Source organism: Bradyrhizobium sp. 159 (assembly GCF_023073795.1).
In the GTDB taxonomy this organism is placed as follows: domain Bacteria; phylum Pseudomonadota; class Alphaproteobacteria; order Rhizobiales; family Xanthobacteraceae; genus Bradyrhizobium.
The window spans coordinates 52099-66917 of record NZ_JADPKE010000065.1 but is presented as its reverse complement, the minus strand read 5'-3'; the positions used below and the strand labels follow the sequence as shown (position 1 = coordinate 66917).

General features: G+C 63.2%; 12 protein-coding genes and 2 tRNA genes. 7 read left to right on the top strand and 7 right to left on the bottom strand.

Annotated features, from left to right (window positions below; all coding sequences use genetic code 11):
* Window positions 1–289: 289 nt before the first annotated feature.
* The gene (gene glnA / locus IVA96_RS17880; RefSeq protein WP_247277112.1) at window positions 290–1699 is read right to left on the bottom strand and encodes a type I glutamate--ammonia ligase; all 1410 of its coding nucleotides are present in this window, start codon (window positions 1697–1699) and stop codon (window positions 290–292) included.
* 150 nt (window positions 1700–1849) lie between these two features.
* Entirely contained in the window at window positions 1850–2188 is a 339-nt protein-coding gene (locus IVA96_RS17875) for a P-II family nitrogen regulator (RefSeq protein WP_007603495.1), read from the bottom strand.
* A gap of 381 nt (window positions 2189–2569) precedes the next feature.
* Between IVA96_RS17875 and IVA96_RS17870 the strand changes: the two genes are divergently transcribed.
* On the top strand, window positions 2570–4069 hold the full coding sequence (locus IVA96_RS17870; protein WP_247277113.1) for an NAD(P)H-hydrate dehydratase: 1500 nt from the start codon (window positions 2570–2572) through the stop codon (window positions 4067–4069).
* A 4-nt stretch (window positions 4070–4073) separates the two neighbouring features.
* Here IVA96_RS17870 and IVA96_RS17865 read toward each other — a convergent pair whose 3' ends face one another.
* Window positions 4074–5378, bottom strand: a complete 1305-nt coding sequence (locus IVA96_RS17865) for a multicopper oxidase domain-containing protein (protein ID WP_247277114.1) — start codon at window positions 5376–5378, stop codon at window positions 4074–4076.
* 152 nt (window positions 5379–5530) lie between these two features.
* Here IVA96_RS17865 and IVA96_RS17860 point away from each other — a divergent pair.
* The 3 genes from IVA96_RS17860 (at window position 5531) to IVA96_RS17850 (ending at window position 8075) form a co-directional block, all read left to right on the top strand.
* Window positions 5531–5615 (top strand) — tRNA-Leu (locus IVA96_RS17860).
* Window positions 5616–5788: 173 nt separating this feature from the next.
* Window positions 5789–7150: a trigger factor gene (gene tig, locus IVA96_RS17855; RefSeq protein WP_247277115.1), complete on the top strand. Its 1362-nt coding sequence runs from the start codon at window positions 5789–5791 to the stop codon at window positions 7148–7150.
* 289 nt (window positions 7151–7439) lie between these two features.
* Window positions 7440–8075 carry an ATP-dependent Clp protease proteolytic subunit gene (locus tag IVA96_RS17850; protein ID WP_247277116.1) on the top strand — a complete coding sequence of 212 codons (636 nt, stop codon included), beginning with the start codon at window positions 7440–7442 and terminating at the stop codon, window positions 8073–8075.
* Between the two features lie 13 nt (window positions 8076–8088).
* Here the strand turns inward: IVA96_RS17850 and IVA96_RS17845 are convergent, their stop codons facing one another.
* A complete protein-coding gene (locus tag IVA96_RS17845) occupies window positions 8089–8343 on the bottom strand; it encodes a hypothetical protein (protein WP_247277117.1) in 255 nt (84 codons plus the stop codon).
* Between the two features lie 178 nt (window positions 8344–8521).
* Between IVA96_RS17845 and clpX the strand changes: the two genes are divergently transcribed.
* From clpX to IVA96_RS17830, 3 genes are all read left to right on the top strand, one after another.
* Window positions 8522–9793 carry an ATP-dependent Clp protease ATP-binding subunit ClpX gene (gene clpX, locus IVA96_RS17840; RefSeq protein ID WP_008547851.1) on the top strand — a complete coding sequence of 424 codons (1272 nt, stop codon included), beginning with the start codon at window positions 8522–8524 and terminating at the stop codon, window positions 9791–9793.
* A 323-nt stretch (window positions 9794–10116) separates the two neighbouring features.
* Window positions 10117–12540, top strand: coding sequence for an endopeptidase La (gene lon, locus IVA96_RS17835; RefSeq protein WP_247277118.1), 2424 nt, complete (start codon window positions 10117–10119; stop codon window positions 12538–12540).
* Window positions 12541–12611: 71 nt separating this feature from the next.
* On the top strand, window positions 12612–13016 hold the full coding sequence (locus IVA96_RS17830) for a GFA family protein (RefSeq protein ID WP_247277119.1): 405 nt from the start codon (window positions 12612–12614) through the stop codon (window positions 13014–13016).
* Window positions 13017–13142: 126 nt separating this feature from the next.
* On the opposite strand, the gene IVA96_RS17825 is transcribed toward IVA96_RS17830, so the two are convergent.
* The 3 genes from IVA96_RS17825 to IVA96_RS17815 all read right to left on the bottom strand — a co-directional run bounded on the left by IVA96_RS17825 (window position 13143) and on the right by IVA96_RS17815 (window position 14567).
* Window positions 13143–13219 (bottom strand) — tRNA-Val (locus IVA96_RS17825).
* A gap of 227 nt (window positions 13220–13446) precedes the next feature.
* Window positions 13447–13803 (bottom strand): hypothetical protein, encoded by a 357-nt coding sequence (locus IVA96_RS17820; protein ID WP_247277120.1) that lies wholly within the window; start codon window positions 13801–13803, stop codon window positions 13447–13449.
* Between the two features lie 149 nt (window positions 13804–13952).
* Window positions 13953–14567 carry a hypothetical protein gene (locus IVA96_RS17815; RefSeq protein ID WP_247277121.1) on the bottom strand — a complete coding sequence of 205 codons (615 nt, stop codon included), beginning with the start codon at window positions 14565–14567 and terminating at the stop codon, window positions 13953–13955.
* Window positions 14568–14819 lie beyond the last annotated feature (252 nt).

The following is a 14819-nucleotide window of genomic DNA, read 5'->3' as shown; positions in this document are numbered from 1 at the left end:
CGCAAGCGGCGCGGATGACCCATCTCGGCCCAAATGGGCCTCTCGAATGTTGATGCCTACTTAAACGGGAGAAACATTCGAAGGACCCCGCCTATGGCGGACCCCCGGGCGAATATCACGCCCTCATGGTGAGGAGCTCGCCTCAGCGTGCGCCTCGAACTATGCAGGCAGGCCGAGCACGTTCGGCAAGATTGCAGCAGTCATCTGCGATAGCCTTACCACAACTTCCGAAACGAAAAGGCGCCCCCTTTCGGAGCGCCTTTTGCTTGTCGCATGGCGTTCGAGCCGATCAGCCCGAATAGTACATGTCGAATTCGATCGGATGCGGGGTCATCTCGAAGCGCTCGACTTCGGTCATCTTCAGCTCGATATAGGCATCGATGAAGTCGTCGTCGAACACGCCGCCGGCCTTGAGGAAGGCGCGGTCCTGGTCGAGATTCTCGAGGGCTTCACGCAAGCTGCCGCACACTGTCGGGATCTGCTTCAGCTCTTCCTTCGGCAAATCGTAGAGATCCTTGTCCATCGCCGGACCCGGATCGATCTTGTTTTTGATGCCGTCGAGACCGGCCATCAGCATCGCGGCGAAGCCGAGATAGGGATTGGCGAGCGGATCGGGGAAGCGCACCTCGACGCGCTTGGCCTTCGGCGAAGCGGTGTAAGGGATGCGGCAGGAGGCCGAGCGGTTGCGCGCGGAGTAGGCGAGCAGCACGGGCGCTTCATAGCCCGGGACCAAACGCTTGTAGGAATTGGTCGAGGGATTGGTGAAGGCGTTGATCGCCTTGGCGTGCTTGATGATGCCGCCGATGTAATGGAGGCAGGTCTCGGACAAGTCGGCGTATTTGTTGCCGGCGAACACCGGCTTGCCGTCCTTCCAGATCGACTGGTGAACGTGCATGCCCGAACCGTTGTCGCCATAGACCGGCTTCGGCATGAAGGTGGCGGTCTTGCCGTAGATGTGCGCGACCTGGTGGATGCAATATTTGTAGATCTGGATGTGGTCGGCCATCAGCGTCAGCGTGTCGAACTTCATGCCGAGCTCGTGCTGGGCGGAGGCGACTTCGTGATGATGCTTCTCGACCTTGACGCCCATCTTGGCCATGGCCCCGAGCATCTCCGAGCGCATGTCCTGCACGGAGTCCTGCGGCGGAACCGGGAAGTAGCCGCCTTTGGTGCGGACGCGGTGGCCGAGATTGCCGCCTTCATATTCGGTATCGGAGTTGGTCGGCAGCTCCGAGGAATCGAGACGAAAACCGGTGTTGTAGGGAGTCGAGGAGAAGCGCACGTCGTCGAACACGAAGAACTCGGCCTCGGGGCCGACGAAGACGGTGTCGCCCACGCCCATCGACTTCACCATCGCCTCGGCCTTCTTGGCGATGCCGCGGGGGTCGCGGTTGTAGGGCTCGCCGGTGGTCGGCTCGAGCACGTCGCAGGTGATGACCATCGTGGTCTCGGCGAAGAATGGGTCGATCGTCGCGGTCACCGGATCGGGCATCAGGCACATGTCGGACTCGTTGATCGCCTTCCAACCTGCGATCGAGGAACCGTCGAACATCGTCCCTTCGGCGAAAATATCCTCATCGATCATGCTGACGTCGAACGTCACATGCTGCCACTTGCCGCGCGGATCGGTGAAGCGCAGGTCGACGTATTTGACGTCGTTGTCCTTGATCGATTTCAGGACGTCTTTGGCGGTCTTCATGCATACCCCTTTTGGCTCTGCGGGTCGGTTTCCAGATGAGCAAGATTATTCTCGCTTTGGGCGAGTTTTGCGCGCGTACAAACGAAATCAGGCCGCCGAAGCAGCCTTATTTCCTGTCAGAGTGTCGCAAAATGCGGGATAGCACCCGGCTCAGATAGCGTCCAGCCCGGATTCGCCGGTTCGGATGCGGATCGCCTCTTCGATATTCGAGACGAAGATCTTGCCGTCGCCGATGCGCCCGGTCTGCGCCGCGCGACGGATCGCGTCGATGGCGCGCTCGACCAGATCGTCGCCGATCACGATCTCGATCTTCACCTTGGGCAGGAAGTCGACGATGTATTCTGCGCCGCGGTAGAGTTCGGCGTGACCCTTCTGCCGGCCAAAGCCCTTGGCTTCGGTGACGGTGATGCCCTGTAGGCCGACTTCCTGAAGCGCTTCCTTCACCTCGTCGAGCTTGAATGGCTTGATGATGGCTTCGATTTTCTTCACTGCGCGCCTCCCGGCCTTTCGATCAAATAGCAACGTCTTCGTCAGGATGCGCTTTTGTCACGCACGATCTTGTCTTCGCTATGCCGGAATGCCTGACCAGCCCGGCAACGACGGCCGGCCACACCCTGATAAATGCCAGTGAGCACGACAAACCGAAGCGGCTTCCTCGAAAGCAGGGTCTATGCCAAGTTGCAAATGCCCTGATTATTGGAGCGTTATCAGCCTTTTAACGAGCACAATCTGATGGGTGGCGCCGACCGGCACAAAATACCGAAGACTACGAAATAGGCAAACGGTTCAATATGTGTGCAGATCGTTGGTCCGTGGGATGGGTCGGCACGGAACGTGCCTGTTGAACGGGCGTTTGGACAGGGAAGTGGCATGGAAGTTCTGACCAACGCTGAAATGCAGCGCGCCGATCAGCTCAGCATTGCGGCAGGCACGCCCGGCTTCAAGCTGATGCTCGGCGCCGGCCAGGCGGTCGCCGAGGCGGCCAATGCGCTGGTGGAGGAGGGGCCGATCCTGATCGTCGCCGGTCCCGGCAACAATGGCGGCGACGGTTTTGTCGCAGCTGCCGAGCTCGCCGCCCAAGGGCGCGAGGTCTCGGTGATCCTGATGTGCGAGCGCGACCAGCTCCAGGGTGACGCCGCCTCGGCCGCGCGCGGCTGGAAGCACCCGGTGCTCCCGTTCAATCCGCAGGCGATCGGAAAGCCGGCACTGATCATCGATGCGCTGTTCGGCGCGGGTCTCAGCCGTCCGGTCGATGGCGAGGCGCGCGCGATGATCGAGGCGATCAACGGCAACGGCGCGCCGGTGCTGGCCGTCGACCTGCCGAGCGGCATCAACGGCACCAGCGCCGCGGTGATGGGCGCGGCCGTGAATGCCGCGGAGACCGTGACTTTCTTCCGCAAGAAGCCGGCGCATCTGTTGCTGCCCGGTCGCATGCATTGCGGCCGTGTGCGCGTCGCCGACATCGGCATCGACGCAAGCGTGCTGGACGAGATCGCCCCGCAGCTCTTCGAGAACGATCCGGATTTCTGGGGCGCCGCCTTTCCGGTGCCGCGCGTCGACGGCCACAAATTTGCGCGAGGCCATGTGATGGCCGTCTCCGGTGATGCAGCCGCAACGGGCGCTGCGCGGCTTGCCGCGCGCGCGGCGCTGCGGGCCGGCGCCGGGCTCGTGACGCTGGCGAGCCCGCGCGATGCGCTCGCGATCAACGCGAGCGCGCTAACCGCGGTGATGGTTCGCCCGGTCGACACCGCGATCGAGTTCGGCGAGCTCCTCGGCGACAAGCGCTATAACACCTGCATGATCGGGCCCGGCGCGGGCGTCGGCGAGCGCACCTGCGATCTCGTTCACACCGCGCTGACGGCGCAGCGGCGCCTGGTGCTGGACGCCGACGCGCTGACGAGCTTTGCCGCGAAGCCCGAGCGGCTGTTCGAATCGATCAAGTCGTCGCAGGACAATACGGTGGTGCTGACCCCGCATGAGGGCGAGTTTCCGCGGCTGTTTTCCGACCTCAGCAACAAGCATCCGGGCCGCTCGAAACTCGAGCGCGTTCGCGCCGCCGCCGAGCGCTCCGGCGCCGTCGTGCTGCTGAAAGGACCGGACACGACGATCGCCGCCCCCGACGGCCGCGCCACCATCGCCGCCAACGCGCCGCCCTGGCTCGCCACCGCCGGCGCCGGCGACGTGCTCTCGGGCATCATCGCTGGCCTCCTGGCGCAAGGCGTGCCGGCATTTGAGGCCGCCAGCATCGGCGTCTGGATGCATGGCGAGGCGGGAAGCGAGGCGGGGCCCGGGCTGATCGCGGAGGATCTGACCGAGACACTGCCGGCTGTGCATCGGCGGATCTATGACGCGCTCGGGGTCGAATACTGAGCGTTCACTCCACCGCGTACCAGCGCACCAGGCGCGGGGCGGCCCAGTCGGTCAGAACGGATTCGAGCAGCCATCGTCCGGGTGAGGTCGCCGCGAACGCGATGCGCTGGGTCTGACCGGGCTCGATCGCGAGCGTGTCGAGCCAATAGGGCTTCCAGCCGTCGTCGAGCTTGTCGAGCAGGCGGAAGGGGTGGCCGTGCAGGTGGAACACGGTGGTGATCGGGGCGGGGTTCTGCAGGGCCAGTACGACGGTGCGGCCGGCCTTGGCGCGGAAGGCGGGGGCGGAAGCGGTGGAAAAGTTTGCCGGCCGCGCCCAGCCGGAATCGGCTGCGCCCAGCGCGACATCGAACCGCAGGGCGCCTCTCAACTCGAGCTTCTCAGGTAGATCGTTCGACGGGAGTGGCTGCGGTTCGAACAGCGGAATGCGCCGCTCCAATTGGCCCGATACCTTGAGGCTGCCTACGCTTCGCGCCTCCTTGCCGTCATGCAGCACGAAAGCGGCCGATATGGCCGTGTTCACAAACGCGTCGGCCCGTCCGCCGGGGGCCAGCACGAGAGCGCCATTGCGAGCTGGGAAGGGCTCGGCCGGCTGTCCGTCCAGGGCCATGACCCTGACCTCGTGGCTTTCCAATTTGATCGCCAGAACAGTGCGTTGGGAGCCATTGATAAAGCGCAGCCGTAGCCGCTCATTGGCGGCAGCTGAGAGCTCGAATGAAGTCTGTCCGTTGATCGTGTAGAGCGGCGTCGTGTCCTGGGGATCGCGACCGGGGGAAAGCGCGGTCCCGTCCGGCCGCAGGCGCCATTCCTCGATCAGCAAAACCTCGTCGCGATCGACGGGGACCCGATTTGCCTCCTCGGCGATGATCGGAAGCGGGCGGGCGGGTTGCTTCAGGCCGTCCTCGAAGAGCCGGAAGTCGGCCAGCAGGGTTCCTGCACTAGATATTGAGATGATTGATGTTTCAGTCGCACCCGGGGCGGTTGGCGCGCGCCCCCGTAGCGGGTCGGAAGCGGCCGGGCCGTTCAGGCCGGACCAGACCGGTGCAAGCGGCACAGGCAGCTCGTTCCGGAACACCACCTCGCAGCGGTTGCCGCGCTTGAGACGAACGTTTCCCAGATGGCTTACGGCGGCGAGCTCCCAGATCGGCGTAGGCGGCTGACCCTGCCTCAGCGCCAACGTGGCCGGCCTTGCCTGGAGGGCGAGCTGGGCTGTGGCCGGCGGGGTTGCGCCGCCGGCGATCAGCCCGGCCGCCGAGGCGCCGAGGCCCGCCAAAACCTCGCGTCGGCTCAGGTCAAAAATCCGCGTTGTCATGGCCGATCCGGACCACGCCGCGCTGGATAAGTCCAGCCGGCGTGCCTATTTGATGCCTGCCTCCGACCAGCCATTTTTTGCTGCGAACAGTCAGGCACATGCTATAAGCCCGGCCGCCCGCGGCATCGCGGCCGGCCTTGATGCGAATTCACGCGGGCGTGGCGGAACTGGTAGACGCGCTGGATTTAGGTTCCAGTGTCGCAAGATGTGGGGGTTCGAGTCCCTCCGCCCGCACCAAGCGCTTTCAGCGTTTGCACGGATTACGACGCCAGCTTCCTCGCGGATGTTTGTCCGCTTGGAGCCGGCCCGCTGAACCACCGGCGTTGAGGCGTCTGCCTCGCGCCGGATCGATTAATGACAGCGTCCCGACGCATGCGCGCCGGGACCGAACGAGAAGAAGATTGGACGCCATGCAGGTCACAGAGACCCTCTCGGAAGGTTTGAAGCACGAGTTCAAGATCAGCGTCCCTGCGTCTGATCTCGACGCCAAGGCCGATGCCAAGCTCGTCGATCTCAAGGACAAGGTCCGCCTCAACGGCTTCCGTCCCGGCAAGGTGCCGGTCGGTCACCTGAAGAAGGTCTATGGCCGCTCGGTGATGGCCGAGACCATCGACCAGACCATCCGCGACACCAACACCCAGCTGTTCTCCGAGCGTGGCTTCCGCCTTGCGACCGAGCCGAAGATCACCATGCCCAGCGAGCAGGCCGAGGTCGAGGAGCTGCTGTCGGGTAAAACTGATCTGACCTACACGGTCGCGATCGAGGTGGTGCCTTCGATCGCGCTCGCCGACTTCAAGACCTTCCAGGTCGAAAAGCCCGTCGCCGAGGTCACCGATTCCGACGTCGACGAGGCGATCAAGCGCATCGCTGATTCCAACCGTACCTATGCTGACAAGGGCGAGGGCGCCAAGGCCGCCTCGGGCGACCGCGTCACCGTCGCCTTCAAGGGCACCATCAACGGCGAAGCCTTCGAGGGCGGCACCGGTGAGGGCATCCAGGTCGTCATCGGGTCCAACACCTTCATCCCCGGCTTCGAGGAGCAGCTGACCGGCATCGGCGCGGGCGAGACGCGCACGCTGAAAGTGTCGTTCCCGAAGAACTACATGAACGACAAGCTCGCCGGCCAGCCCGCCGAGTTCGAGACCACCGCGACGCTGATCGAGGCGCCGCAGGACATCGCGATCGACGACGAGTTCGCCAAGACGCTCGGCCTTGAATCGCTCGACAAGCTGAAGGAAGCCGCGCGCGAGCGTCTCGCCGCCGAGTTCGCGACCGCGACGCGTCAGCGTGTCAAGCGCGCGCTGCTCGACCGCCTCGACGAGGCGCATCGCTTCGAAGCGCCGCCCTCGCTGGTCGACGAGGAGTTCAATCTGATGTGGAACTCGGTCAAGGCCGAGATGGACTCCGCCGGCAAGACCTTCGCCGACGAGAACACCACGGAAGACGCCGCCAAGGAAGAGTACCGCAAGATCGCCGACCGCCGCGTGCGCCTCGGCCTCGTGCTCTCCGAGATCGGCGAGAAGAACAAGATTACCGTGACCGACGACGAGGTCGGCCGCGCGGTGATCGAGCGGGCGCGCCAGATGCCCGGCCGCGAGAAGGAGGTCTGGGACTATTACCGCAACAACGCCCAGGCGCTGGCCCAGCTTCGTGCACCGATCTATGAGGACAAGGTCGTCGATTTCATCCTCGAACTCGCAAACGTGACCGAGAAGAAGGTCTCGCGCGAGGACCTCTACAAGGACGACGAGGCGGAAAAGACCGCTGCCTGAAGGGATTGAGGCAGTCTTCTATTAAGAATGATCAGCGAAGAGGCCAAGCTAGCCAGATGGCCGGCTGGGCCTCTTTGTGCGAATCAGCTTCAACTACCCGAGGGATTAAGCCTTAATGCGCTCCGCACTTGTCAGGCGCGAATTGGGCTATATCTGTCGGTACGCCCTGTACCAATGTTCTACCTCTGCCAAGTTCCTGCATCACAGGACGTCCATCCGCCTTCCGGCAAATCCAGCCAAACTGGCAGCCAAGCTTGGCGATGTCCGTCTCCGAAACCCTAGGTGACTCATGCGCGATCCGGTTGAAACCTACATGAACCTCGTGCCTATGGTGGTCGAGCAGACCAACCGTGGCGAGCGCGCCTACGACATTTTCTCGCGCCTGCTGAAGGAGCGCATCATCTTCGTGACCGGCCCGGTCGAGGACGGGATGTCGACGTTGATCGTCGCGCAGTTGTTGTTCCTCGAGGCTGAAAATCCGAAGAAGGAAATCTCGATGTACATCAACTCGCCGGGCGGCGTGGTGACGTCGGGCCTTGCCATCTACGACACCATGCAGTTCATCCGCCCGCCGGTCTCGACGCTGTGCACGGGCCAGGCGGCTTCGATGGGCTCGCTGCTGCTTGCCGCCGGCGAGAAGGACATGCGCTTCTCGCTGCCGAACGCGCGTATCATGGTTCATCAGCCCTCCGGCGGCTTCCAGGGCCAAGCCACCGACATCATGCTGCACGCCCAGGAAATCCTGAACCTGAAGAAGCGGCTCAACGAGATCTACGTCAAGCACACCGGCCAGACCTACAAGTCGATCGAGGACGCGCTGGAACGCGACAAGTTCCTGACTGCGAACGACGCCAAGGAGTTCGGTCTGGTCGACAGGGTGATCGACAAGCGCGCCGAGGAACCGGTGCCGGCGAAAACCCAATAGCACTACCCGGTGGTTACGGCGATCCCTCGGGATCGCCGGGGACCGTCAGGACGATGTTCACGTTAAGGACCGCGCGCGCGTTGCAAAACGCCGTTTTGCGTCCTGCGACAGGCAGAAAGTTCCGCTTTCGTGCTTGTTTTTCGTGGTAATCCAGCAACGCCGGAATGATTTCGATCACTTCGCCCGTGCCAAGACCGGAAATCACGGTATTGTCACGGGTAGCCGGCGAGCCCCGATTAGCGAATTCTTGATAGTCGGGTGACAGCATGGTTGGCTACGATTGATCGGCTAAGATCGCGGAGAATCGAGCGACCGTGATTCGCACGGGATGTAACGCGTAGGGTCTTTTTTGGTACGGAATTTGCTCTACTTAAGCTTCATGCCGGCCATCGTGTCGGAATGGAGCGATCGAGCGGAACGGGATCGAACCGCGGACGGAGACATGAATGAGTAAGGTCGGCACGAGCGACTCCAAGAACACGCTATATTGCTCGTTCTGCGGCAAGAGCCAGCACGAAGTCCGCAAACTGATCGCGGGTCCCACGGTCTTCATTTGCGACGAGTGCGTTGAGCTCTGCATGGACATCATCCGCGAGGAGAACAAATCCTCGCTGGTCAAGTCGCGCGACGGCATTCCGACGCCGAAGGAAATCTGCAAGGTGCTGGACGACTACGTGATCGGCCAGAGCCATGCGAAGAAGGTCCTGTCGGTCGCGGTGCACAACCACTACAAACGCCTCAACCACCAGACCAAGCACAACGACGTCGAGCTCGCGAAGTCGAACATTCTGCTGATCGGTCCGACCGGCTCGGGCAAGACTCTGCTCGCGCAGACGCTCGCCCGCATCCTCGACGTGCCGTTCACGATGGCGGACGCGACGACCCTGACCGAAGCCGGCTATGTCGGCGAGGACGTCGAGAACATCATCCTGAAGCTGCTCCAGGCCGCCGACTACAATGTCGAGCGCGCCCAGCGCGGCATCGTCTACATCGACGAAATCGACAAGATCAGCCGCAAGTCCGACAATCCCTCAATCACGCGCGACGTGTCGGGTGAGGGCGTGCAGCAGGCGCTGCTCAAGATCATGGAAGGCACGGTGGCTTCGGTCCCGCCGCAGGGCGGCCGCAAGCATCCGCAGCAGGAATTCCTGCAGGTGGATACCACCAACATCCTGTTCATCTGCGGCGGCGCCTTCGCCGGTCTCGAAAAGATCATCTCGGCGCGCGGACGGTCGACCTCGATCGGCTTCGGTGCCCAGGTGCTCGCGCCAGAGGATCGCCGGACCGGCGAGATCTTCCGTCACGTCGAGCCTGAGGACCTCCTGAAGTACGGCCTCATCCCTGAATTCGTCGGTCGTCTGCCGGTGGTGGCGACGCTCGAGGACCTGGACGAGACCTCGCTGAAGAAGATCCTCACCGAGCCGAAGAACGCGCTGGTGAAACAGTACCAACGCCTGTTCGAGATGGAGAACATCGAGCTGACCTTCGCCGACGAGGCGCTTGGCGCGGTCGCGCGCAAGGCGATCGAGCGCAAGACCGGCGCGCGCGGTTTGCGTTCGATCCTTGAGGCGATCCTGCTCGAGACCATGTTCGACCTGCCGGGTCTGGAAGGTGTGGAAGAGGTCGTGATTTCGCGAGAAGTCGTGGAAGGCACGGCGCGTCCGCTCTACATCTACGCCGATCGGTCCGATCGCGCCGTCGAGAATGCCAGCGCCTGATTTCTCGGCGCTGGAACGCTCCAATCGTCTCATCAAGGAGGGCTGCGGAGCTGTATCTCCGCAGCCGGTGTTGCGTCGCTTACCTGCGTGCGTAAGCGCCTGAAGGCGCGCGTTTTTCAATGACTTGACACCCCCCGGGTCGATAGCCACCTAATGTCGGCGGCGAGCGAAAATTCTCTTCTGGATTCGCCTCAGTTCCGATCCGGCAAGCCGGTCCGACTCGCAAAAGGACCGACCGGCTCTGCGGATCACGTCGGCACCTTGTGGCGGTTGCGCATGATCAGCGGGCTGCGTGCAAGGGGGCAAAGCAAAAGGAAAAGGCCATGACTAATCCCAAACCTCGGCCAACCATCGTTCATGGCGAAACGCACGCTTATCCCGTGCTGCCGCTGCGCGATATCGTCGTCTTCCCGCACATGATCGTGCCGCTCTTCGTGGGTCGCGAGAAGTCGATCCGCGCGCTCGAAGAGGTGATGAAGAACGATGCGCTGATCATGCTGGCGACGCAGAAGAACGCGTCCGATGATGATCCGGCGCCCGATGCCATCTACGAGACCGGTACGCTTGCCAGCGTGCTCCAGCTCTTGAAGCTTCCCGACGGCACCGTGAAGGTGCTGGTCGAAGGGCTCGAGCGTGCGCGCGTGCAGAAATACACCGATCGCGCCGACTATTACGAAGCGACCGCGGTCGCGCTCGCCGACACCGACGCGAAGTCGGTCGAGGCGGAGGCGCTGGCGCGCTCGGTCGTGTCCGACTTCGAGAGCTACGTGAAGCTCAACAAGAAGATCTCGGCCGAGGTCGTCGGCGTCGTGCAGGCGATCACCGATTTCGCCAAGCTGGCCGACACGGTTGCCTCGCATCTTGCGGTCAAGATCGCGGACCGCCAGGGCATCCTGGAGACGCTGTCCGTCACGACGCGCCTCGAGAAGGTGCTGGGCCTGATGGAGAGCGAGATCTCGGTGCTCCAGGTCGAGAAGCGCATCCGCTCGCGCGTCAAGCGCCAGATGGAGAAGACCCAGCGCGAGTATTATCTCAACGAGCAGATGAAGGCGATCCAGAAGGAACTCGGCGACGACGACGGTCGCGACGAGCTCGCCGATCTCGAAGAGAAGATCTCCAAGACCAAGCTCTCCAAGGAAGCGCGCGAGAAGGCGCAGCACGAATTGAAGAAGCTGCGCCAGATGTCGCCGATGTCCGCGGAAGCGACCGTCGTGCGCAACTATCTGGATTGGCTGCTGTCGATCCCGTGGAACAAGAAGTCCAAGGTGAAGAAGGATCTGGAAGCGGCGCAAGCCATCCTGGACTCCGATCATTACGGGCTCGAGAAGGTCAAGGAACGCATCGTCGAGTATCTCGCGGTGCAGTCGCGCGCCAACAAGTTGACGGGTCCGATCCTGTGCCTCGTCGGGCCTCCCGGCGTCGGCAAGACCTCGCTCGGCAAGTCGATCGCGAAGGCGACGGGGCGCGAATTCGTGCGCGTCTCGCTTGGCGGCGTGCGCGACGAGGCCGAGATCCGTGGCCACCGCCGCACCTATATCGGCTCGATGCCCGGCAAGATCATTCAGTCGATGCGCAAGGCGAAGTCGTCCAATCCGCTGTTCCTGCTGGACGAGATCGACAAGATGGGCGCCGATTTCCGCGGCGATCCGTCCTCGGCGCTGCTCGAGGTGCTCGACCCCGAGCAGAACGCGACCTTCAACGACCACTATCTCGAGGTCGACTACGATCTGTCCAACGTGATGTTCATCACGACCGCGAATACGCTCAATATTCCGGGCCCGCTGATGGACCGCATGGAGATCATCCGGATCGCGGGCTACACGGAGAACGAGAAGGTCGAGATCGCGCGCAAGCACTTGATCCCGAACGCCGTGTCCAAGCACGGCCTGGACTCCAAGGAGTTCTCGATCGACGACGACGCGCTGCTGCTCTTGATCCGCCGCTATACTCGCGAAGCGGGCGTGCGCAATCTTGAGCGTGAGCTTTCGACACTCGCCCGCAAGGCGGTGAAGGAGCTGATGATCTCCAAGAAGAAGTCGGTCAAGGTCACCGAGAAGACTCTGGAAGAGCTGCTCGGCGTGCCGAAATACCGCTTCGGCGAGATCGAGAGCGAGCCGCAGGTCGGCATCGTCACCGGCCTTGCCTGGACCGATGTCGGCGGCGAGCTGCTGACGATCGAAGGCGTCATGATGCCCGGCAAGGGCAAGATGACGGTCACGGGCAATCTCCGTGACGTCATGAAGGAGTCGATCTCGGCGGCGGCGTCCTACGTCCGCTCGCGTGCGATCAACTACGGCGTCGAGCCGCCGCTGTTCGACAAGCGCGACATCCACGTGCACGTGCCGGAGGGCGCGACGCCGAAGGACGGTCCCTCCGCGGGTGTCGCCATGGCCACCGCGATCATCTCGGTCATGACCGGCATTCCGGTTCGCCATGATGTCGCGATGACCGGCGAGATCACGCTGCGCGGCCGCGTGCTGCCGATCGGCGGCCTGAAGGAGAAGCTGCTGGCTGCTGCCCGCGGCGGCATCAAGACGGTGCTGATCCCCGAGGACAATGCCAAGGATCTCACGGAGATTTCCGATGCGATCAAGGGCGGCATGGAGATCATCCCGGTTTCGCGCCTCGACGACGTCGTCGCCAAGGCGCTGGTGAAGAAGCCGGTGCCGATCGTCTGGGAAGAGGACACCAAGGTGACGGTGAAGCCGGACGGCGATGAGGCCGCCGGCGGCCTGACCGCTCACTGAGATTCCGCAAAAGATGATAAAACGGCGCCTTCGGGCGCCGTTTTTGTTTTGGAGCCAAGGGGGAGAGGGCGATGCAGATCGATGGGCAATGCCATTGCGGCAAGATCAGCTTCGAGGCCGACATCGATCCCGAGGCGGTCTCGGTTTGCCACTGCACTGACTGCCAGACCCTGACCGGCTCGCCGTTCCGGGTGACGGCCGTCTGTTCCGGAGCCGACGTCCGCCTGACCGGCGGCACGCCCAAAATCTATGGCAAGCGGGGCGACAACGGCCAGATGCGCTTCCAGCATTTCTGCGCCGATTGCGGTTCCCCGCTATTCACGAGCGGCGAGGGCGACCAGGCCGATGATTGGGGCATCCGCTGGGGTAGCATCCGCCAGCGCGACAAGTTGCGGCCGACGCGGCAAATCTGGTGCCGGTCGGCGGCGGTGTGGATCGACGCGGTGCCGTTGCTGCCGGGCCGGCCGCAGGATTGAGCTCGGCGAGTGTCGGGAAGTCCGCCTTCGCCTGTCCGGCTTCGGCGTGACAGCCCTCGCCCGCTTCGCGTCAATGATGTTCCGAAGGTGGCTTGCCCAGCCGTAGCTCGCGAAGCGAGCGAAGGCTGGTGGGCGGTCACGGATTCGAACCGCGGACCCTCTCGGTGTAAACGAGATGCTCTAACCAGCTGAGCTAACCGCCCAAGTGCGCCTCTTTAGCGCCCCGGCGGGTGCCGAAGCAAGGGCCGAGCGCGCCGCCAACTGGCTCCAATTTGCCGCCTGGGCAGGGTTTTGATGCTGAACACGAGTAGCCCTGCTGCAGGCCCGCTGCAGGGCCCTCCTCTTTTTTCGTAGCGCGAATCTCGTCGTCCGGCTGAGGGGGCGGCGATCAGCTCGCCGCCACCGTGCGTTTCGAATCTCCCGTCTGATGTCACGCCGTCTTGGTGAACATCGTCAGGACACCGTCGGCGATGTTGATCGCGACGACTTGTGACGAGCTCAAGCCCTTGGCCTTGAGCACGGAGGCTGCCTGCGGTGTGGCGTCGATGGACTGCCGAAGCGACTGGATGTCCTGATCGCTTGTGTGCGCCACGAGTTCATCGACTTTCGCGCGCACCGCCGGCTGCAATTCCTTAACGTCGACAACCTGTATGCTCCGGATCACCGTGCTGGACTGCGTGGACGGGGACTCGGCGCCGGATTGCGGCGATGCGCCCTGTGCCTGCACCAGAGCCGGTGTCCCGAGGGCGAGAGCTGCAACGATGACGGATGCCGTGAAGCTGCGCATGGTATGCCTTTCCAGTTTGAGGAACGGCGAACCTATCGAGGTAATTTGGTTGGCATCTGATTCCGATGTGGCCGTTCGGTGAAACCAATACGGCCGGAATGCGCACAGATCCCGCGCCAGCGTTCCATTCCCGAGCCTGCGTTGTGCCGTCACGTCATCGGCCTTGCCGTTTCCTTGACCGCCTGGGCCGTCGTCGCCATACCGGCGGCATAGGCCGCTCCTGCGCCGAGGAGCAGCGAACAGAAGCTTGCAAACATCACGTACGAGAAGTGTTTGCGGGCCTCATCGAGCTGGGCCGGCGTGGCCGGCCGAGTCGTCGCACCGACCGTATCCCGTCCCGTATTGTTCGACCAATAGGCGATCCGGGCGCTCGCTGTATATGACGGGCCGACGAGGTTGCTGGCGATGCTGGTCGCGGACGCCGGCATCATCGCTGCCGCAGCCACCACGACCACGGTTGTGACCGCCCAGGCGGCAAGTGCGTGACCGACGCGGCCGAGCCCGGACTGATCCGGCGAGTTGGCTGCCGCAACGGCACCGCCGACAAAGGCGGCGATGATTCCCGACACCGCCCACCACACGAACGCCGCCCAGCCAGCGCCAGCGGGTGCCGTTGAGGCTGTGGGTATGTCGATTGCGAGCAAGCCAATGCCCAGACCGAGCATCGTCAGCAAGATCTGGACGACCAGCGAAGCGAACATGCCAGCCAGCACGGCCGACCATGTCCAGCCAAAAAAGGGATTAGGTATTGCACGTGTCACCATGGTGAGATCCTCCATGAACTTCCACTTTCTGTTCCAACGCGCCCTCAAATCTTCCGTTCCTGAAGCAGGAACTCCCGAGGGCTTCGCGGCTTGGTCTATGTCAAAGCTAGAAGAGGCCGGACACCATGACACTTGGTCGAGGCGCCCTGTTGTGGCTGCTAGGAATTCCGCTTCCGGTCATCCTGCTGCTGGCGCTGTTCTGGCGCTAGCTTGGAGGAACGGCGAGTGAGGCGCGGCGCTCGATAGAGGGCG